Source organism: Exiguobacterium sp. s140 (genome assembly GCF_018617035.1).
GTDB classification, from domain to species: domain Bacteria; phylum Bacillota; class Bacilli; order Exiguobacteriales; family Exiguobacteriaceae; genus Exiguobacterium; species Exiguobacterium profundum.
Map to the genome: position 1 here is coordinate 178,009 of NZ_JACSJK010000005.1, position 20,396 is coordinate 198,404.

At 50.1% G+C, this 20,396-nt stretch carries 15 protein-coding genes; all 15 read right to left on the reverse strand.

The genetic code is table 11. The features are described 5' to 3' along the window. Positions 1–9: 9 nt before the first annotated feature. The 15 genes from KNO61_RS15565 to purM all read right to left on the reverse strand — a co-directional run bounded on the left by KNO61_RS15565 (position 10) and on the right by purM (position 20,386). Positions 10–879, reverse strand: a complete 870-nt coding sequence (locus tag KNO61_RS15565) for a DnaJ C-terminal domain-containing protein (protein WP_214685471.1) — start codon at positions 877–879, stop codon at positions 10–12. Positions 880–1,019: 140 nt separating this feature from the next. Then, complete coding sequence (locus KNO61_RS15570) at positions 1,020–2,192, reverse strand: CamS family sex pheromone protein (RefSeq protein ID WP_015880725.1); 1,173 nt, start codon at positions 2,190–2,192, stop codon at positions 1,020–1,022. 130 nt (positions 2,193–2,322) lie between these two features. Then, the gene (locus KNO61_RS15575) at positions 2,323–3,801 is read right to left on the reverse strand and encodes an LPXTG cell wall anchor domain-containing protein (RefSeq protein WP_214689254.1); all 1,479 of its coding nucleotides are present in this window, start codon (positions 3,799–3,801) and stop codon (positions 2,323–2,325) included. 820 nt (positions 3,802–4,621) lie between these two features. Then, on the reverse strand, positions 4,622–6,616 hold the full coding sequence (gene ligA / locus KNO61_RS15580; RefSeq protein WP_078146264.1) for an NAD-dependent DNA ligase LigA: 1,995 nt from the start codon (positions 6,614–6,616) through the stop codon (positions 4,622–4,624). 9 nt (positions 6,617–6,625) lie between these two features. Continuing rightward, positions 6,626–8,842 carry a DNA helicase PcrA gene (gene pcrA / locus KNO61_RS15585; RefSeq protein WP_078146263.1) on the reverse strand — a complete coding sequence of 739 codons (2,217 nt, stop codon included), beginning with the start codon at positions 8,840–8,842 and terminating at the stop codon, positions 6,626–6,628. A gap of 38 nt (positions 8,843–8,880) precedes the next feature. Next, complete coding sequence (gene pcrB / locus KNO61_RS15590) at positions 8,881–9,561, reverse strand: heptaprenylglyceryl phosphate synthase (protein ID WP_078146262.1); 681 nt, start codon at positions 9,559–9,561, stop codon at positions 8,881–8,883. An 89-nt stretch (positions 9,562–9,650) separates the two neighbouring features. Beyond that, positions 9,651–9,884 carry a hypothetical protein gene (locus tag KNO61_RS15595; RefSeq protein WP_074037828.1) on the reverse strand — a complete coding sequence of 78 codons (234 nt, stop codon included), beginning with the start codon at positions 9,882–9,884 and terminating at the stop codon, positions 9,651–9,653. A gap of 12 nt (positions 9,885–9,896) precedes the next feature. Beyond that, positions 9,897–11,279, reverse strand: coding sequence for a TrkH family potassium uptake protein (locus KNO61_RS15600; protein WP_078146261.1), 1,383 nt, complete (start codon positions 11,277–11,279; stop codon positions 9,897–9,899). A gap of 35 nt (positions 11,280–11,314) precedes the next feature. After that, positions 11,315–11,620 (reverse strand): YerC/YecD family TrpR-related protein, encoded by a 306-nt coding sequence (locus KNO61_RS15605; RefSeq protein ID WP_015880718.1) that lies wholly within the window; start codon positions 11,618–11,620, stop codon positions 11,315–11,317. A gap of 67 nt (positions 11,621–11,687) precedes the next feature. Then, positions 11,688–13,430, reverse strand: a complete 1,743-nt coding sequence (locus KNO61_RS15610; protein WP_078146260.1) for an adenine deaminase C-terminal domain-containing protein — start codon at positions 13,428–13,430, stop codon at positions 11,688–11,690. Between the two features lie 182 nt (positions 13,431–13,612). After that, a complete protein-coding gene (locus tag KNO61_RS15615; protein ID WP_078146259.1) occupies positions 13,613–15,901 on the reverse strand; it encodes a bifunctional diguanylate cyclase/phosphodiesterase in 2,289 nt (762 codons plus the stop codon). Between the two features lie 90 nt (positions 15,902–15,991). Beyond that, on the reverse strand, positions 15,992–17,245 hold the full coding sequence (gene purD / locus KNO61_RS15620) for a phosphoribosylamine--glycine ligase (protein WP_214873820.1): 1,254 nt from the start codon (positions 17,243–17,245) through the stop codon (positions 15,992–15,994). 14 nt (positions 17,246–17,259) lie between these two features. Continuing rightward, the gene (gene purH / locus KNO61_RS15625) at positions 17,260–18,780 is read right to left on the reverse strand and encodes a bifunctional phosphoribosylaminoimidazolecarboxamide formyltransferase/IMP cyclohydrolase (protein WP_078146257.1); all 1,521 of its coding nucleotides are present in this window, start codon (positions 18,778–18,780) and stop codon (positions 17,260–17,262) included. Continuing rightward, positions 18,777–19,355 (reverse strand): phosphoribosylglycinamide formyltransferase, encoded by a 579-nt coding sequence (gene purN, locus KNO61_RS15630; protein ID WP_078146256.1) that lies wholly within the window; start codon positions 19,353–19,355, stop codon positions 18,777–18,779. Before purN ends, purH begins: the two co-directional genes overlap by 4 nt. Next, the gene (purM, locus tag KNO61_RS15635) at positions 19,352–20,386 is read right to left on the reverse strand and encodes a phosphoribosylformylglycinamidine cyclo-ligase (protein WP_214873823.1); all 1,035 of its coding nucleotides are present in this window, start codon (positions 20,384–20,386) and stop codon (positions 19,352–19,354) included. The genes purN and purM overlap by 4 nt, the downstream gene beginning before the upstream one ends. Positions 20,387–20,396 lie beyond the last annotated feature (10 nt).

The window sequence follows — 20,396 nt, forward strand, 5'->3', positions numbered from 1 at the left end:
CCTTATTCATTAACGTTCGATTTGCTCATAAACAGAACGGTACGTCTCATCAAGAGGCAGGTCGACCTCGAGTTGGACGAATAAGTCCGACCGCACCTTCGAGGCGGTCATGACACCGCGACCAGGGATCCGCATCCGTTGTCCCGGACGGCTTCCCGGTTTCACTTTCAGCTTCACGCGTCCCCCGTCGAGCGTGGCAACGATGACGCTCGCCCCGTCTAAAAAGTCGAGCGGACGCAATCGTTTCACGGTCACGATATGCTCTCCTTCACGACGATACGTATCGTCATCCGCAAAGTGAAGTTCGACATATACATCTCCTCGGTTTCCCGATTGTCCGACGCGGCTACCTTTTCCTTTCAACCGCAACTTCTGACCTTCGTAGGCACCTTGTGGAATTTTGACGTTCACGGTACCCGTTTGAAGACGTAGACTCACTTTCGACTCTTTCGTCAATTGACTGAGCGGGATGTTGACACGAACAGTCTCATCCAAGTCTTCCTCGACTGCTTGGTCAAAGAAGCTTCCGAACATATCTTCAAATCCGAAAGTCCGAGAGGTCGTACGCGATCCGCCTCCGAATTGTCGGAATAGATCTTCGAATTGTGACGAGCCTTCCCCGTAAGTCTCTCCACCGCCACCGAACCCTTGTCCGAACGACGGTCCATCCGGGCTACCGTATCGATCATAGTTCGCCTTTTTCTCTGGGTCGCTCAATACGTCAAACGCTTCCTGGACCGACTTGAATCTTTCTTGTGCGCCAGGGTCTTTATTGACGTCCGGATGGTATTGTTTCGCCAGTTTCCGGTATGCACGTTTAATCTCTTGCTCGGTCGCTTCCTTGGAGACACCGAGCTCGTCGTAATAGTTTTTAGCCATATGGATTCACCTCACCTATCCCTTTCCCGTTTCTGTTAACTCTATTCTACTCAATTGGTCAAATAAGGTCAAAGATAATCCTTTCACTTTTCATACGAAAAAAAGAAGAGATTCGTTTCAAAAAACGAACCTCTTCTCGATTAGAAGTAGACTTTCGGGCTATCCATGCCGTCCTCAAACACAATCGTCACTTCAGGGTCTCCGCCAAGTGACGTCACGTTGATACGAACCGGAACGTTCCGGCTATATTCCCAACGGTTTTCGAGCAAGCCGACCACGTGTTGTGTGAAGCCGACGAGCTCAGCGCGACTGTAAAACTGAATCGGGATATCAATCTCCATTCTCGATAGATCTCCGTTCTGATAAAAGCCCTTCCCAATCATCCCGCTATAGTCCGGGAAAAGGTCGGCAATCCGATCGCTGAAGAGCGTAAATTTCTGAGCGTCCTCGCGTACGTCAGACGTCGCCGATGTCGACGGGAAATAGTAGTACTTCTCATCGATCGCTTTCCAGTCGCCCGATTTGACTTGATCCGCCGTCCCAACGAAGGCCGACTTGATATAGTTCCCCGGTGTCGGTGAACCTTGTGTCGATTTCATATAGAGCGCGACATTGATATCGAGGTCCTTGAAGTCTTCACGCTTTCGTAATTGGGAGACGAGTTCGTTCGCCATACGTTCCCCTTCTGCGATTACTTTCTTTTGATCGAGTTTGACGGTATATGTCGGACCATAGTTCGGTGCTTGGAAGACATATTCACGGTTCAAAATAAGTGCAAACGATACGCCCCCAACCTGGTACCCGCTGTCCTCTTTCGTCATGTAATTTTGTTCGACAATCGAAGCTAAATAAAGCGGTGATTTCTTGTTCGCATCGACGAACTTGTCGTCTTCGACTTCTGCCTTGCCATCCGCATAAGCCGGGTTCAAGGGGGTCAACCCTTCATTACTTTTATCTTTCCGTGCGAGCAGACGAGATACATCCTCCGCGTTCAACAGCTGTCCCTCTTGATAAGCGAACTTTTCCGGGTCGAACGCGTCCGTTGAGTGACGCATCAGACCGAGTTCGACTTCTTCGAGTTCTAACGATGAACTGACTTGACGTTGGGCGAGTCCTCTCGCTGCCGCCGGTTTGAACGGAATGACCATCTGATAGTATGAGTCACGGGCTTCAATCGCTTGTGTGACGCCTTCGGCCGCTGTTTCGTCCCCAGTTGGTGTCGCTTCTTCTTCACCCATCGGTATTTTCATTGAACATCCACTCAACAATAGCGCCGAGGCGATTGTCGGGATGACGAGTTGTTTCCATTTCATCTATGTCTAGCTCCTTTGAACATCGTTTCCTATTTCACTTTGTCCATTATAACAAAATCGTTCCACGAAAAAAGTATCGAAGCGGAATCAGAACAAATCCCTTCTCGGATGAACGAGAAGGGATTTCGATTTATGGTTTCGTTGACGGGTGGTTGCGACGAATCAACAGTAGGAGTCCTGACGCGAAGAGAAGTGTACCGAGCATGACGTGCCACAGATCATCCGCTTCGCCTGTCATCGGAAGTACGCCTTGTGCGTAGGGATCGGCTTCATCGATGTGCTCGACTCGTTTCGCTCCACTCTCTTTGACGATGACTTTCACGACAGGTGGTGTGGCTTTCACCTCTGTCTTCTGCTTGTTAGCGTCTTGTTTTGGCTCTTCTTTTACCGGAACAGGTTGCTTCACCGCCACCGGTACGTCAACGGAGCGAGTAACCCTGATCCCTTCATCCACCTCGAAGATGAATGTGGCACGTTGAATCAATTCAGCCCCGGCTCTCACATCATAAGATGGGAGGAGCGGAAGCTCAAACGAGAACGTCACTTCTTCTTCCGGACCGAGTCCGTCTCTGAAGGTAGGAATTGCTTCGACTTGCTCCGTGAATCGTTGATTTGCCTGGTTTCGTTCTTCTTCTGTCAAGGCACCGCTTGGCCATGTGAGCATCGCGTCCGCTAAAAACAAGGTGACTTTCGAAGGATTGGTGACCGTATACGTATAGCGAACGGGCTCTCCCGGTTGAACGGTCGCCTTCTCAACCGTCGCATTCACGGTGAAGTCTGGTGTTTGTAAAAGGATTATCTGTTGACTTTCTGATGTGACGACCCGGTTGAATTCATCCAGCCCGGTCACTTGAAAGACACTGCCGATTTCAGGATGTGCGTCGAACGAATATCCGGTCGGAATCGATAAGACTTCTGTCACTTCCACCCGTTCCCCCGGCAAGAGACCGTCTTCTCCTATTAATTCATGCAAACGATCAAATACGTGTTGATTGAACGATTCGATTGATTGATGATCGATGTCTCCGCTCACATACTCGTGAGAGAATTCTGTCACCGTCATCGGCGTGTCTCCTGTGTTTTCTACAATGAACGTATACGATATTTCGCCTCCGACAACGGCTCGGTCGACTGCGGCGATATTGATTGCTTCAACGGCGAGCTTCGGTAACGTCGGTTCAGTCGTCGGCTCTTCGACGATTGGTTCTGGTTCAACCGGTGGCGTCACTTCTTCTGATAGATCTGGTTCTGTGACAACAGGCGGTTCTTCCTCTTCGACAGGATAGGCTTCCGTGATGGTGTTTGGAGAAAACGTATACGGTACACCTTCCGCATTGTAGAGCGTGATGAGGTCAATCAACGAGTCGTCTACTGCTTCCGCATCAATCATAAATCGCCAAACGTCAGCTGATTCACGGCTCCCGTAATACGTGATTCCTTCATAGACGAGACTTGATTCATATAATGTTTCGCTTTCCTCATCTGTCAAATTCACTTGAATATACCGGAACGTGGTCGTGTCCGCTTTGGCGGTAGGCACCCCAAATAAGGTTGAAAGGAACATGAGGATGGTAAATACGGCAACGAAGCGCTGGATGTTGTGTGTCATGATGTTGGTCCCTCCTCTAAGGTGAAAACAAGCGCTCGAATCGCAATCGTTCCGATGACGACGTTCACCACGTAGAGGAATGAGAGGAATGTGTGTGTGAACGTCATGATGTCAAAGGGTTCTCTCGCAAAAATATATTAGCATTTTGATTTAGTTAATCTATACCCCTCACACGCTTGTGCGAACCTGCTCAATCCCATTTATTTCCGAAAAATAAAAAACGTTCGCCGAAGCGAACGTCCAGACTGTAGACAAAGTATAAGTCTTATGCACAATCCGGACACGGCTCGCTTTCCTAGGGGCAAGCAGGGAGCCGCATCGCGACTGCGTCACTGCTGGGTCTCCCTTTGCTTGCTATTCCCTCAGAAGTCTCGCCTGCCCGTTCTTGGTCACCTTTTGTCCTTCGTCCCATATAATGGTGTGAGAAGAACACACAGAGGGCGGATCTAATGATCAACAAGTCGACACCATCCATCCTTCACGGTCTGACGAACGGAACGGATGTTGAACAGCGGCCCGAGGAGGATGATCTCGGCGTTTACCTTCCCTTTCCCCTAAAACATCGATTCAAAGTAAATACCGAGCTTTTTCTTCGGCTGTCGTGACCTTAGAAAAAGACAAACGGCCGCCAGATGACGACCGTTTGCGTTGCTCGCCCGACGGCGCCCCGACTCCTTCAGGAAAGCAATCCGAGGGAGACCCAGCAGCGACCTAGGTCGCGATGCGGCTCCGGGATTGCCTGAGGAAAGCGTGGGCGCCGGAAGGACGAGTTCGAACATGTTATTTGTCAACAAGCTGAACGTTCGCCGAAGCGAACGTCTTATGCTTGTTCATGTAAAAAGTCGAGCAGTTTTGCCTCATCCCATACTTCAATTCCGAGAGATTCCGCTTTCGCCAGCTTCGAACCTGCTTTTTCACCGGCGACGAGCAAGTCTGTGTTCTTACTTACACTTCCCGTTACACTCGCTCCGAGAAGTTCAAGCTGTTTCCCAGCCTCGCCACGTGTCATCTCATGCAACTTCCCCGTCAATACGACTGTCTTCCCAGAGAGCGGTGCTCCTTCCGTCGTTGGTCGTTTCGTTCCTTTGAAGGAAAGATTGACTCCCGATTCTGAAAGTTCTTTGACGAGTTCACGTGCTTCCGGTTTTTCGAAATAGAGAACGATCGATTCTGCCATTTTAGTCCCGATACCATCGATGGCTGTCAATTCTTCGACTGTCGCCGCGATGATTGCCTCCATCGTCTCGAACCGTTCTGCAATTAAAGAAGCGGCCTTTTGTCCGACGAGTCGAATCCCGAGGGCGAAGAGCACCCGTTCCAATGAATTTTGCTTCGACTGTTCGATTGCCGAGAGCAAGTTCGTCACTGACGTCTCGCCCATGCGCTCGAGTCCAAGTAAATCATCTCGGTCCAAGCGATACAGGTCGGCCACATTGTGAACGAGCCCTGCTTCGTGAAGCTGCGTGATGACTTTCTCGCCGAGCCCGTCGATGTTCATCGCTTGTCTCGACACGAAATGGATGAGTCCTTCAAGCAGTTGAGCCGGACATTCCGGATTGACGCAACGATGATCCGCCTCTCCTTCGAGTCGAATCAACTCCGACCCACACGCCGGACAATGCGTCGGGAATTCAATCACCCGCTCTTCCCCGCTCCGTTCACTCGCCAGTGCCGATACGACGGCCGGAATGACATCTCCTGCTTTTTTGATGACGACTCGGTCACCGATATGAAGATCTTTTTCCTTTATAAAATCTTCATTGTGAAGCGTCGCATACGTCACGGTCGAACCTGCCACAGAAACCGGGGCAAATCGTGCCCGTGGTGTGACCTTCCCCGTACGACCGACACTAAAATCGACGTCCTCGATCGTCGTCACGACTTCTTCTGCCGGGAACTTGTACGCGACGGCCCAGCGCGGACTTTTAGCGGTGAAACCAAGTTGTTCTTGTTCTTCATAACCGGCCACTTTGATGACAATCCCATCAATTTCATATGGGAGGTCACTCCGTTTTGTCACGTATGTCTCAATGTAATCCCACAGTTCATCCGCCGTCTGGCATGTTGTATAATCTCCGCTCACTGCGACACCGAGTCGTTTCAAATAATCGAGTGATTCGTCATGTGACGCGACGAGATCGTCTTGCGACACCAAACCGTATGCGAAGAACGCCAAATTTCTTGACGCCGCAATTTTTGAGTCGAGTTGTCGAAGTGAACCGGCAGCAGCGTTTCTCGGATTTGCGAAAAGTGGCTCGCCGTTACGTTCTCGTTCATCATTCAATTGTTCAAACGAACGTTTCGGCATGTACGCCTCACCTCGCACTTCAAACGTCACGTCCTCATTTAATCGGAGAGGGATGGAACGAATCGTCTTCAAGTTTTGCGTGATGTCCTCCCCCGTCGTCCCGTCCCCACGCGTCGCGCCACGAACGAGGCGGCCATTCTCATATTTTAACGAGACAGCGAGACCATCAAATTTGAGTTCTGCCACGAATGTCGGCGTGTAGCCGAGATCTTTCTCAATTCGCTCCACCCACTCGACGAGTTCTTCTTTCGAGAAGACGTTGCCGAGCGAGAGCATCGGCGTGTCATGTGTCACTTTGACGAATGCGTCGAGCGGAGCCCCTCCGACGCGTTGCGTCGGAGAATCCGGTGTTCGAAGTTCAGGATAATCAGTCTCGATTTGAATCAATTCGTTCATCAATCGGTCATACTCCGAATCCGGCACGCTCGGACGGTCGAGTACGTAATACTCGTAACCATATTGATTTAACGTTTGACGTAGCTCTTCTACGCGTTCTGCCATCTCCATATTCTCACCTCACGCTTTTTCGATAGGGGCAAATTTAGCCAATAGGCGCTTGATCCCGACTTCCGGGAATGCGATGTCGACTTCGAGTTGGTCGCCTTCACCACGTGTCTGTACGACCGTCCCTTGTCCCCATTTTTTATGATTCGCTTTGTCGCCGACATTCCATCCGACCGTTTCGGCACCGGACGATTGGGCGAGTTTCGGCTTCGGTTTCGAACTAAAGCCATTCACCGGTAACTTCCCTGGTGACTCGACCGGGTTCCACGGCATCGGTTTTCTCGCCTTACCGGACCGCTCCAACAACGTTTCCGGCAACTCATGCAAGAATCTCGACTCCGGGTTGTTTTGGAAGCGACCATATAGCATCCGTGACTGGGCACGTGTCAAATAGAGACGCTTCTCGGCACGGGTGATTCCGACATACGCAAGACGACGTTCTTCTTCCATCTCTTCCTCGTCGTTCAAGGCACGGCTGTGCGGGAAAAGTCCTTCTTCCATTCCAATCAAGAAGACGACCGGGAATTCAAGTCCCTTTGCCGAGTGCAACGTCATCAACGTGACTTGATGCGACTCATCGACTTCATCGAGTGAATCGAGGTCTGAGACGAGCGTCAAATCGGTAAGGAAGGCGACGAGCGTCTGTTCATCGCTCTCTTTCTCAAAGTTTTGGGCGACCGACAGAAACTCTTGCAAGTTCTCGAGTCGGCTTTCCGCTTCAAGCGTCTTCTCGATTTTGAGCATCTCTTCATATCCTGTTTTCTTCAATACCTCTTCGACGAGTTCTGAAATGGAGAGGTAGTCCGCCATCTGCCGTAAATCCAGCATCATTTGGCGGAAGTCCGCGAGTTTCGTCGCAGTGCGTGGGGCGATGCCTGACAATTCGATGTCACGAATCGCATCCATAAGTGAGACGCCTTGCATATCTGCAAAGTCACCTAGTTTATCAATCGTCGCGGCACCGATTCCGCGTTTCGGCTCATTGACGACGCGAACGAACGAGATGTCCTCATCCGGGTTGGCGATCAATCGCAAGTATGCGAGGACGTCCTTGATCTCTTTTCGCTCATAGAACTTCGTCCCGCCGACCATTTTGTATGGGATGTTCGATTTGAGGAGCATCTCCTCGAGTCCACGTGATTGAGCGTTCGTCCGATAAAGGACCGCCATCTGTCCGTAGTCCATCCCTTCCATCTTCAGCTCTTTCATCTGGTTCATGATGAAGAACGCTTCGTCGCGATCATCCGATGCGACATGGAGCAACAGTTTCTCTCCTTCATCATTTTCAGTCCACAAGTTCTTCTCTTTCCGGGAAGCGTTGTTTTGGATGACACCGTTCGCCGCCTCTAAAATCCGTTTCGTCGAACGATAGTTTTGTTCGAGCAAGATGACATGGGCGCTCGGATAATCTTTCTCGAACGTCAAGATATTGGCGATGTCGGCACCGCGCCAACGATAAATGGACTGATCCGAATCCCCGACGACACATAAATTCTCGTGTGCCTGTGCGAGAAGTTTGACGAGCGTATATTGGGCACGGTTCGTATCCTGATACTCATCGACATGGATGTACTTGAATTTCTTCTGATAGAACGCCAACACGTCCGGTGCTTCTTGAAATAAGTGAATCGTCTTCATGATCAAGTCGTCAAAGTCGAGCACATTGTTTTGTTTCAACTTTTTCTCATACGCTGTGTAGACGTCCGAGATGATTCGCTCGTACGGATTGTTCCCGACGAGGGCAGCCGCATCTTTCGCCGTACGCAGCTCATTTTTATGATTTGAAATCATCCCGAGAAGGGTACGCGGTTCGTACTTCTTCGGATCGAGGTTCAATTCTTTCAACACCTGTTTGATTGCTGTCAATTGATCCGAGGCATCTAAAATGGAAAAGCTCCTGTCATAGCGGATGCGATCGATATCGCGTCGTAAAATCCGGACGCACATGGAGTGGAATGTAGAAATCCAAATGTCTTCGGCGACACCACCCACAAGACGGGCAATCCGATCTTTCATTTCTCGTGCTGCCTTATTCGTGAACGTGATCGCTAAAATGTTCCACGGTGCCACTTGCTTCGCCGCCATCAAATAGGCGACACGATGGGTCAAGACACGAGTCTTCCCAGACCCTGCACCCGCCATGATCAACAGCGGGCCATCCGTATGCTTCACCGCTTCTGCTTGTTCCGGGTTCATCCCTTTAACTAATTCTTCGCTAAGATTATACATAATCGTTTCCTTCCTTGTTCCAAACGTTTGTTCTTATTTTATCGGAGTGCTCGTACAGTCGCAAGTGCTCCAGCTAAGTCTTCATAAATGATATTGCCGACAACAATCGTGTCGACATGTGCACCCATTAATCGTGCCGTCTCTTCTCCCTCAATGCCACCACCGTAAAAGAGATGTGCATCAGGTAACGCCAAACGAATCTCTTTGACGACATCAGGATTCCCGAGTCGTCCACTATATTCGATATAGAGCGAGGGAAGACGGAACAAGTGATGTCCAACTTCCGCGTATGCCACGGATTCTTCGATCGTCAAATCGCATCGCGCTTCCGTCACGTCAGCGACTTTCGCCTCCGGGTTTAAGACGAGATATCCTTGAGCCGTGACAAGACGAGCATCAAAGAAATGGCCGAATCGTTCAAACGCACGGGCATGATGACCAATGATCCATTCCGGAGTTCCTGCATTCAGCACGGTGGGCACGAAGTAATGATTGAATCCGTGGATGACTTGACTAGGATGGCTAATCTCAAGTGCGATTGGAATCCCGGCATCTCGGACTCTCGCATAAAGCGCAAATGTATTCTCTGCATCAATCCCATCCGTTCCCCCGATCAAAAAGGCGTCGGTCCCCGAATGGATGAGCGCCTCGAGCGCCTCATCTGTGAGCTCCTTATTCGGATCTAGTTTAAACACATGTCGCCACGTCTGAAATTCCAACTCATTCCCTCCTATCGAATCCTTCTATAGTGTATCGATTTTTTTCCTCCCGTGCATCTCTCCAACAAAAAAAGACTTGCCGAAGCAAGTCACGAACGTGCCGTACGATTCCGTTCCCGATCCGTCAACCATTTCGCAACAAGCAAGGCGAATAGACCGTAAACAGGAACGAACCAGAGCGGATTCGCTAAAAAGAATCCGAGCACCGGTATGTCAAGGAGCGGCGAGTCCGGTGAACAGAGTGCCGTTCCATTGACGATGGCGATAAACGGAAGAACCGGAACAATGAAGACGTATCCGAAGTTGATCCAAAATGCTTTCATATGACAATCTCCTTATCCTAAGATGATTGATTCTTTTGGATAGTTATACATCCGCTTCGGTTGTCTCCGTTGCAGGATGAGAATGAAGGCGATGACGCCGATTCGGCCGATGAACATGAGAATCGTCAACACCCATTTTCCAACGTTACTAAACTCGGAAGACAATCCGACGGATAGACCCGTCGTCCCGAACGCAGAACACGCCTCGAATAAGATTCGTGTCAACGAAGCATCCTCAAAATAAGCCATGACCATGACACCTGATAGTAACACGGCAAGCGAAACCGTAATGATCACGAACGCTTTCCAAATATCTTCAAGGACGATTTCACGACCGAAAATTTTAATGGACGAGTCCCCGCGAATGAAGGCGATGACAGCGAGAACGGCTACAGCAAACGTCGTCGTCCGAATCCCCCCACCGACAGACGATGGAGATGCCCCGATGAACATCAGGATGGACAGGAGCAACATGCTCGCTTCAGAGAATAGATTGACATCGACCGTCGATAGACCACCATTTCGTGTCGTCACGGATTGGAACAACGAATCCGAAAGTGCCAACCAGAGCGGCAAGTCCTTAAAGGCATTATTGTATTCAAAGATGAACAAGCCGACCGTACCGACGGCAATCAAAATAAAGAAGGTTGAGACCGTCAATTTAGTGAACAACGAGAATCGACTCGGGAACGTGTGACGTTTCCGTGTGATTCGGCTCACCAAGTACGTTCGAATCTCTACAAGCACCGGGAATCCGATGGCACCACCGGTCATGAGCGCGATTTGCGTAAAGATGACGAATGGGTCCTCACGGAATGGCGCGAGCGAACTTCCCGTAATGTCAAACCCGGCATTCGTCGTCGCACTGATCGACCCGAACAATCCTTGTAAGAAGGCTTCTCCGATGGTATCAAAATAATTTAAGTAATGGACCCCGAGCACGACGGCACCGACCGCCTCGATGGCGATAACGGTGATCACGATTTCCGTGATGTATTTAACAATACCAGACATGGACGTCTGGTTTTGGTCGCGTAAAATCAGTTGTCTTTCCCTAAACCCAATCCGTTTCCCAAGTAAGATCCACATGATGACGTGCAAACTGATCAATCCGACACCGCTCACTTGGACGATGAACAGAATGATAAATAAGCCGAACGTGGAGAAGGTATCGGTGACTACAATCGGTGTCAGGCCGGTGACACTGACACAGCTCACCGCAAAGAAGACAAGGTCGGTAAACGTGATCGTCACTCCAGGCTTATGGGCGATTGGTAAGGCGAGGAGCAAAACTGATAAAATCGCTGCCGCACTATAAATTAACACGAGTGTTTGGACCGGTGTTAAACTTCGAAAGAACAATTGTAAGTTCAGTTTCATGAATTTCTGTTGCATCTCGCCACTCCCCTCCATCAAAAACAAGATGACTCTTACGAGTCACCTTTTGTTTGTTGTAGACGTTCAAGAGCGAGATCGTATCCACCTGTCCCATAGTTCAAGCATCGCTTCACACGTGAAATCGTGGCCGTTGAGGCGCCTGTCGCATCCTCAATTTTATGATACGTGTTTCCTTCACGAATTTGCCGCGCCACTTCAAGTCGTTGCGCAAGTGCTTGAATTTCATTAACAGTCGCTAAATCTTCGAATAATTGATAACAGTCTTCGAGTGTCTCGAGCTTCAAAATCGCTTCAAACAATTGATCGAGCTCTCGACCTCGTAATTTATCGAGTTGCATCCGCAAGCATCCTCTCTACTCATACTTCTTTCTCATTCTAAAGCAGGGGCGCCCCGGACTCAACTATTCATCGCAAAATCGCAGGAAATAGTACTTGTTTCTTCATGACTTCGTAAATGCCGAGAGGTGTCGCCCGAACATATGGCAAATGGGTAGATGCTAAAAATAGTAATGTATAAATCGGATCTTCGAACTGATAGCCCCTCGCCATGAGCTCGTCTCGCAGCTGTTTCTCTTGATCGATGAGTGTTTCGAGTTGCTCCGTCGACGTCATCCCACAGAGTGGTAACGGGATCTCGGCAACGATTTCGCCCTGGTCTACGAGGACAATCCCGCCTCCGAGCTCGTTCATTCGTTTGAACGCCAGTAACATATCCTGTTTACATTTCCCTAGAATCAAGTAGTCTCCACTGATCGAGTACGAACTGACAAGTCCACCAAAATCTCGGGCGAAACCTTTCAAGACTGTGTTCAATCGCCATTTCCCTTCTTTATCAAGCAACATGAGAAACGATTCGTCTCCATCACGCGGCAATGCATCTTGACCCGTGTCATGCGTAATTTTAAACAGTTTCATGATGACTGAGTTGATCATGTCGAGTCCGACGGGCATGCTGAAAGATAGGTCTTGTGGCGTCAGTTCGATTGAAACGTCTGTCGACGGCATCTTATTGAGGACTGCTTCCACTAATTCGTTCGGGAAAAGCGATACCCCATCACGATAAATCCATTGCCCTTTCGCAATCACAGCCGTCGGACGCGGTTCCTCGATGGCATCTAGAATGTTCAAGTGCGCGATACGGCCTGGCGCAATCGCCCCTAAAATGTGATCGAGGTCAAAGTGACGAGCCACGTTATGAGAGACAATCCGGTAGGCTTCGATAGCCGGTAATCCCGCTTCGATCAAAATGCGGACAAGAGCATCCTGCATGCCGTCCTCATAAAAGCCCGGTGTCGAACCGTCCGTTGTCACCATGAGATGGTCGAACGCCGTCAGTCCATTTGCCAATAGATCACGGATCATCTCCGGCAGGTCCGGACGAATCGAGGAATGTCGAAGCGTCGTCGTATAACCTAGTTCCAATCGATTGAACGCCTCTTCCGCCGTCATCGCCTCATGGTCGCTGTGTACTCCCATCAACGCCATTTTAGTCAATGTCTTCGGCGACGCCCCCGGAAAATGCCCCTCGACCGGCAAACCGCACGTCTCGGCGTCAAGCATCCACTGAAGCATCTCATCATCACCCTTCAAGGCGCGCGGCCATGCCGTTAATTCACCTGCCATGACGACGTCCGGATGGTTAAACCACTCGTGAATGCGTTCCGAGTCGACAGCCACGCTCTCCCGGTCCAACTCCGTTTGCGTATCCAAACGGGCCCACCAATATGTACTCGTCGGCAATTGTTGAATCGCATCGAGTTGCGCAAACGCTTGCTCTTTCTCTTGTAAAAAAAGCAGCATGTTGTCATTGACGAGCGTCGTCGTTCCACGCTCTCCTGCATATTTTGACAACGTCGCCGGATTGTATAATTGAAACGGATGAGCGTGAGGCTCGATATACCCAGGTACAATATACTTTCCTGTCACATCGACCGTTTCGACCGCTGATTCTGGTAAGTCTGGACCGACATACACGATGCGATCTCCCTCAATCCAAATATTCGCGGTTCTCCATTGTTTTACGTAGACGTTCAAATACGTTGCGTTTTGTAAGACGAGCGAAGGTGGCCGCAATCGATCTACGACTTCAAGTTGTGAACGAATCATCACTTTAGACCACGGTGCCCGCGCCGTTCTTTTTGTTGGCATCGAACCCAATCCTCCCTTTTTCCCTTTCAAAGCTATAAAAGAATAATTTTGAAAGCGTTTTCTTTACCTGTTTCAAGTTTACCTTTTCTCTGAATGGGTCGCAAGTTATGTTCCCTATTGTAACAAATTTCACATATATTTTTCACAAAAAAGGCGACTCTTCCTATGAAGAGTCACCTACATCAAATTTGAGTCATGACGGTTTTACGTAAGTACAGATGCAATTGATTGACCGGAATCGGTTTACTGTAATGATAACCTTGAATGAGCGAACCACTATATTCTAATACGAACGCAAGCTGTTCCGGTCGCTCGACCCCTTCCGTGACAATCTCGAGTCCAAGCGTTTGGAAAGTTTGATATAGCCCTTCTAACAGCGCGCGGTCAAATTTATTCTCCGGAATCCCTTTCACGAAGTTTTGATCGATTTTAACGATGTCGAGACACAGGGATTGCAAGTATGAAAGCGACGATGTTCCGACACCGAAGTCATCAAGTGATATTTTGACACCGATGGCCTTTAACGCTTGAATGAATTGTTGAAGTTCATACACATTCCCACCGACTTCACTCTCTGTGATTTCCACATGCAACCGGTGTGGGGGAAATCCTGTCTTAGCGATCGTTTCCTCCAACGCTTCTAAAAACGAGCCGTCTAAAATCTGACGTTTCGAGACGTTAATGGATAAAAATAAGTCAAGTCGCTCTGCGTACTCTTGAATCTCGGTGATGGCGCGCACAAGCACCCAACGTCCCACATCTGAGATGAGCCCGAGTTGCTCCGCAACCGGAATGAACACGCCGGGAGAGACGAATCCTTTCTGTGGATGGTGCCAGCGAATCAACGCCTCGACTCCTCTAACTTGAAACGGCTGCGGTGAGACGATTGGTTGGTAATAAAGTTCGAACTCATCATGACGCAGCGCATGACGTAAATCACGTTCCATTTCGAGTGCCTGCAAGTAATGACTCCCATCTTTAATCTCCTGATAGGAAAGAATCTGATCTTTCCCGGATGCTTTGGCTTCGTGTAAGACGACATCGAGTCGCGCCATCATCACCTCATAGGAATGATGCGTCGGTCCAGTCAATTCGTCGATGCTGATACTCAAGGTCAAATGGTTCATCCCTTGCTTCAAACCCCATTCGCGCAAATCTTTCACCAATTGATTGGCGATGATCATGAGCTCCTCGGTCGTCCATTCCGGATGAATCAAGATGAACTCGTCCGCTCCGATTCTTGCAACGAAGCCATCCTCTTTATAAAACATCAATCGAGAGGCAAAGAACGTCAGCATCGCATCTCCCATACGCTGACCAAATTGATCGTTGATCCGTCGGAAGTTGTCGAAATCGATTCCCATCACTCCAATCGACCGGGTCGTTTCCGGTAAGCTCACGAACATCTCTTCGACCGCCAATCGGTTTGGAAGACGGGTCAAAGAATCTCGGAAGGCACGCGTCAACGATTCTTTTTGTGTCTGTTCGAGTGCATCGAGCACCTCGTTCATGCTGATCGCCATCTCTTCAATCTCGTCTTGTTGATTTGGATGCAACTGAATCCGTAACCGACTATTCCGTTCTTTCGTGATCCATTTCAGTTCGTTGACGATGCCCATCAATCGTTTCGTGACAATTTGATTCACCGACCAAAACAGTGTCAACAATAGACCAAGACCGAGCACAAGCAGCCCGAGCATCCCCGTTTCTAACATGGTCTGTGTATTGGTATAGTACATTCGCTTCACCGAGAAGTTGAGTTCCCAGTTCGCATCTTGATAGACGGATTGAAGCGGTAACGAGACACGTGCAAATTGATTGTCTTCATCGACCGTCAACTGCCGGTGTGAAAGAGGACTGATCGATAATTTCGTTTTTGCTTGGGCACTCATCGCGGCCATGAAGTCTGGACCGATTTTTTGAATGAGTACGAGCGTCCCACCCGGCTTTCCTGTCCCATCACTTCTCAAAATCGGATGACTCATGAAGACGACCGGACCGAAATCGGTGCCATACACCGCACTTTGTTTGATTCCTGACGAGTTGACGTAACGGATCAAGTCGTTCGTGAAGATCTCTTTGTCCTCTTCACGATCCAATTCATAAAATTGAGTAAACTCCGAGTAGACGACCTTTCGATCACGGTCGAGGAAAATCATTGCGCCGACCCCTAAGTTTTCGAGTGTCTCTTCCCCCATGTTGTTTTCAATGAATGCTTCATTCTGATTTTGAACAAAATCATAGGCATTCGTCCAAACTGACCAATCGACAAGAATCCGCTCGAGCATAAGTCGGTGATTGGCGAACACTTCTGACACACTTTCGATTTGATCGCGGGTCATCGCCCTGTCCTGTTCAATACTTTTCTCTACAAAATACGGTTTGATGACGAATAAAATGACACCGATGAAGAGTACGATGTTCACGGCTATCGCAATAAATAATTTTGTTTGAACACGCAGGCCGACCACCCTCCTTCTTCAAGCTACTTTATTATTGTAGAACAGGATATCGGCATTTCCTTTTTTTCGCATGAAAAAAAGGATGGGTTGACCCATCCTTTAAATAATGTGTTCAAACGCTCGCGCCCCGATATCCGATCGATAGAACGTTTCAGGTAAATCTAGTTGTGAAATTGCCGCATACACAGCCGTTTTCGCCTCAAGCAGTGTCGGCTTCGTCGCCGTCACAACGAGTAGACGACCTCCGCTCCCTACGACTTGATCGCCCTTCTTTGTCGTGCCGGCATGGAAGACTAGCACATCTTTCGGAAGCGACTCAAATCCTGATAACACCTGGCCCGTGATCGGTCGGTCCGGATACCCTTCGGCCGCAATGACGACACCCATCGTGTATCCGTCAATCCACTCAACCGAATACGATTCTTGTCGAACGACCGCTTCAATCACGTCCAGGAGCGGCGATTTCAAGTTCGGCAAGATGACCTCTGTTTCCGGGTCACCGAAACGTGCGTTGAATTCGATGACTTTTGGTCCATTTGCCGTCAAGATGAGACCGGCGTACAAGAATCCTTCAAATGGAGTGCCTCGCTTGACCATCGTCTGCGCGAGTGGTTCTAATACGGTCTTCACCGATTCCTCATACACGTCCTTTGAAAGATGTGGCATCGGGCTATAAGCGCCCATACCACCCGTGTTCGGTCCCCTGTCGCCGTCATAGGCACGTTTATGATCTTGCGAGGTGATCATCGGAATGACACGCTCTCCCGAGACGAACGCCATGAGCGAAAACTCTTCCCCATCGAGGAACTCTTCGATGACGACTTGTGACTGTTGGCCAAATTTATCCGTCGTGAAAATATCACGTACGGCAGCTTCCGCCTCTTCGACCGTGAATGCAACCGTGACGCCTTTACCGGCAGCCAATCCGTCCGCCTTGACGACGAGTGGTGCCCCTAACTTCTCGATATAGGCAAGCGCCGATTCCGCTTCTGTGAACGCCTCGTATGCCGCTGTCGGAATCCCGGCTTCCATCATGACTTCCTTGGCGAACGCCTTGCTCCCTTCGAGTAAGGCAGCCGCTTTCGTCGGTCCAAAGATGTTCAGCCCTTTGTCGCGGAACGTATCCACGACTCCTGCCATGAGCGACGACTCCGGTCCGACAATCGTCCATTCGATTTCGTTCTCTTCTGCGAAATAGGCGAGCGCCTCCACGTCTGTTTCATGGATCGACACGCACGTCATCCCTTCCATGAAGTCGTTGCCCGGTGCAACGAAGACGTGATGCCCATCTTGTTTCAACTTCCACGCGAGCGCATGCTCGCGCCCTCCTCGACCGATGACCAATACGTTCATGACGCAAACCCCTCTCAGTGTTTGAAATGTCTGACTGATGTGAATACCATCGTGATGCCATGGCGATTTGCCGCTTCAATCGATTCGGCATCACGAATCGACCCACCCGGTTGGATGATGGCCGTGATGCCCGCTGCCGCTGCCGCTTCGACCGTATCTGCCATCGGGAAGAAGGCATCACTTCCGAGAGCCGCGCCTGACGCGCGTTCCCCGGCTTGTTCAAAAGCGATTTTCGCTGCACCGACGCGGTTCATCTGTCCGGCACCGATTCCAATCGTCGTCTCGTCTTTTGCGACGACAATCGCGTTCGATTTGACGTGCTTGACGACACGCCATGCAAGTTTCAAATCTTCCCATTCCGCTGCTGTCGGGCGACGATCCGTCACGATTTGGCATGAGGCATCATCGAGTGTCATGTCATCCCCGTCTTGTACGAGCAATCCTCCGGCGACAGCCGTAAGGCGCATGCCTGTCATCTGTCCCATATCTAACGTCAACAACCGAAGATTCTTTTTCTCTTTCAATCGGTCAAGCGCTGCCTCACTAAAGGATGGGGCAATGATGATCTCTAAAAAGATGTTGCGAAGGGCATCTGCCGTCTCAAGATCGACTTCACGGTTTAAGGCGACAATTCCACCAAAGATGGAGACCGGGTCGGCCGCATGGGCACGTTCGAACGCTTGAGAAATCGTCCGTCCGACTGCAACGCCGCACGGGTTCATGTGCTTGACGACGACTGCCGCCGGCTCAGTCAATTCACTGAGTGCTTCAAGGGCTGCATTCGTATCTTGAATGTTGTTATACGAGAGCTCTTTCCCGTGAAGCTGTGTCGCATTCGCAAGTGTCATCCCGTCATATAACGGTGTCTTATAAAACGCCGCTTGTTGGTGTGGGTTCTCTCCGTAACGAAGGTCTTGAACTTTTTCATACGTGACCGTCAACTGCTCTGGGAACGTTTCGCCGATTTGACGACCTAAGTAGTCAGCAATCAACGCGTCATAGGCAGCCGTATGTCGGAACGCTTTCGTCGCAAGACGTTGACGTGTTTCAAACGATGTACCGCCTCCACGTACTTCCTCGGCGACGAGTGTATAATCACTCGGGTCCACGACGACGGTGACACTCGCATGGTTTTTCGCAGCCGAACGCAACATGCTCGGTCCACCGATATCAATGTTTTCAATCGCTTCTTCGTATGTCGTATTCTCTTTCGCAATCGTCTCCTTGAACGGATACAGATTGACCACGACATAATCGATTGGTTCGATGTGATGATCTTTCATTTGTGCGACATGCGTATCGAGGTCGCGACGTCCGAGCAAGCCCCCGTGAACGAGTGGGTGCAACGTTTTGACACGGCCGTCTAACATTTCAGGGAACGATGTCACTTCCGAAATGTTCTTGACTGGCAATCCTGCCTGTTGAAGCGCAGCCTCGGTCCCACCTGTTGAGATGAGCTCGATGCCCGCCTCATGCAAGACGGTCGCGAGTTCGACAATTCCCGTTTTATCAGAAACACTTAATAATGCTCTCACTTGAAAACCTCCTGTTGATTCAACACTTGTTGTAATACGCGCGGATACAGTTGGTGCTCGATCGTCTGAATGCGACGCGTCGCCTCGGTGCGGTCACACCCTTCAATCTCGACAGACGCCTGTGCGATGATCGGACCCGTGTCCATCCCCGCATCCACATAATGAACGGTCACACCACTCGTCGGTACGTTGGCGTCAAGCGCCTGTCCGATCGCGTCTTTACCCGGAAAAGCGGGTAAAAGCGATGGATGAATGTTTAGAATGCGATTCGGATATGCGGATAGTAACACATTACCGATCAAGCGCATATACCCCGCCAACACGATATAGTCTACACGAAGCGTACGGAGCAGGACGAGAATCTCTTCCTCGAACTCTTCTTTTGACGCGTACGCCTTCGGTGTAAACGAAAAACTCGGAATCCCGTGACGCTCCGCTCGATCGAGAACAGCAGCTTCTGGTTTGTCCGTCACGAGCAACACACATTCAGCAGACAAATGACCATCGGCGATCGCTTGCCAGATTGCTTCGGCGTTACTTCCCGATCCTGACGCAAAGATGGCAAATCGTTTCATTGGTCCACTCCTGAAATCCGGATGCCTGGACGACTCTCGACTTTCCCGATTCGGTGCGCAGTCTCCCCGACACGTTCAAGCGCCGCTTCGACAAGTTCTACATCTTCAGCTCGTACCGTGATCATATACCCGATTCCCATATTGAAGACGTTGAACATTTCTTGCTTCGAGATGTTCCCGACTTGTTCGAGCCAGTCGAATACAGGAAGACTCGGCCAACTCGAGGTATCGAACGTGATGCCGAGACCTTCTGGCAACATGCGAGGGACATTCTCATAGAAGCCACCACCTGTGATGTGTGCCATCCCTTGAACCTTCCCTGTCGAAATCGCCGCTTTCGCCGCTTCGGCATAAATCCGTGTCGGCAACAGCAAGGCGTTCCCGAGTGTCGTATCGAGCATCGCAATCTCATCCGTATAATGAAGACCTTGTGATTCAACGATATGACGTACAAGCGAGAATCCATTCGAGTGGACGCCTGAAGAGGCAAGTCCGAGCACGATATCCCCATCCTGAATCGTCGAACCGTCGAGCAAGTTTTCTTTCTCCACGACACCGACCGCAAATCCAGCGATGTCATATTCGCCATCCGGATACATCCCCGGCATTTCAGCGGTTTCGCCACCGACGAGCGCACAACCGGCTTGGACACATCCTTCCGCAACACCGGCGACGATTCGCTCAAGTTTAGCCGGTTCTGCTTTCCCGGTCGCAATATAGTCGAGGAAATAGAGCGGTTCTGCTCCATGCACGAGACAATCGTTGACGCACATGGCGACGCAGTCGATTCCAATCGTGTCATGCTGGTCGAGCGCGAACGCCAATTTCAGTTTCGTCCCGACCCCGTCGGTCCCGCTCACGAGAATCGGGTGTTTCATGTTCATCGAACCGAGGTCAATCATCGCTCCGAAACTACCGAGTCCTGTCATCACTTCCGGACGCATTGTCCGAGCAACATGACGTTTCATACGGGATACGGCCTCGTACCCTGCTTCTAAATTCACACCCGCTTGTTCATAACGAACGCTCATTGCATTTCCC

What these genes read in the sequence shown, in the direction of transcription:
- KNO61_RS15565 (WP_214685471.1), bottom strand. Translation starts at nt 879, where the DNA reads ATGGCTAAAAACTATTACGACGAGCTCGGTGTCTCCAAGGAAGCGACC.
- KNO61_RS15570 (WP_015880725.1), bottom strand. Translation starts at nt 2,192, where the DNA reads ATGAAATGGAAACAACTCGTCATCCCGACAATCGCCTCGGCGCTATTG.
- KNO61_RS15575 (WP_214689254.1), bottom strand. Translation starts at nt 3,801, where the DNA reads ATGACACACAACATCCAGCGCTTCGTTGCCGTATTTACCATCCTCATG.
- ligA (WP_078146264.1), bottom strand. Translation starts at nt 6,616, where the DNA reads ATGGAGATGGCAGAACGCGTAGAAGAGCTACGTCAAACGTTAAATCAA.
- pcrA (WP_078146263.1), bottom strand. Translation starts at nt 8,842, where the DNA reads ATGTATAATCTTAGCGAAGAATTAGTTAAAGGGATGAACCCGGAACAA.
- KNO61_RS15595 (WP_074037828.1), bottom strand. Translation starts at nt 9,884, where the DNA reads ATGAAAGCATTTTGGATCAACTTCGGATACGTCTTCATTGTTCCGGTT.
- KNO61_RS15600 (WP_078146261.1), bottom strand. Translation starts at nt 11,279, where the DNA reads ATGCAACAGAAATTCATGAAACTGAACTTACAATTGTTCTTTCGAAGT.
- KNO61_RS15605 (WP_015880718.1), bottom strand. Translation starts at nt 11,620, where the DNA reads ATGCAACTCGATAAATTACGAGGTCGAGAGCTCGATCAATTGTTTGAA.
- KNO61_RS15610 (WP_078146260.1), bottom strand. Translation starts at nt 13,430, where the DNA reads ATGCCAACAAAAAGAACGGCGCGGGCACCGTGGTCTAAAGTGATGATT.
- purD (WP_214873820.1), bottom strand. Translation starts at nt 17,245, where the DNA reads ATGAACGTATTGGTCATCGGTCGAGGAGGGCGCGAGCATGCGCTCGCG.
- purN (WP_078146256.1), bottom strand. Translation starts at nt 19,355, where the DNA reads ATGAAACGATTTGCCATCTTTGCGTCAGGATCGGGAAGTAACGCCGAA.
- purM (WP_214873823.1), bottom strand. Translation starts at nt 20,386, where the DNA reads ATGAGCGTTCGTTATGAACAAGCGGGTGTGAATTTAGAAGCAGGGTAC.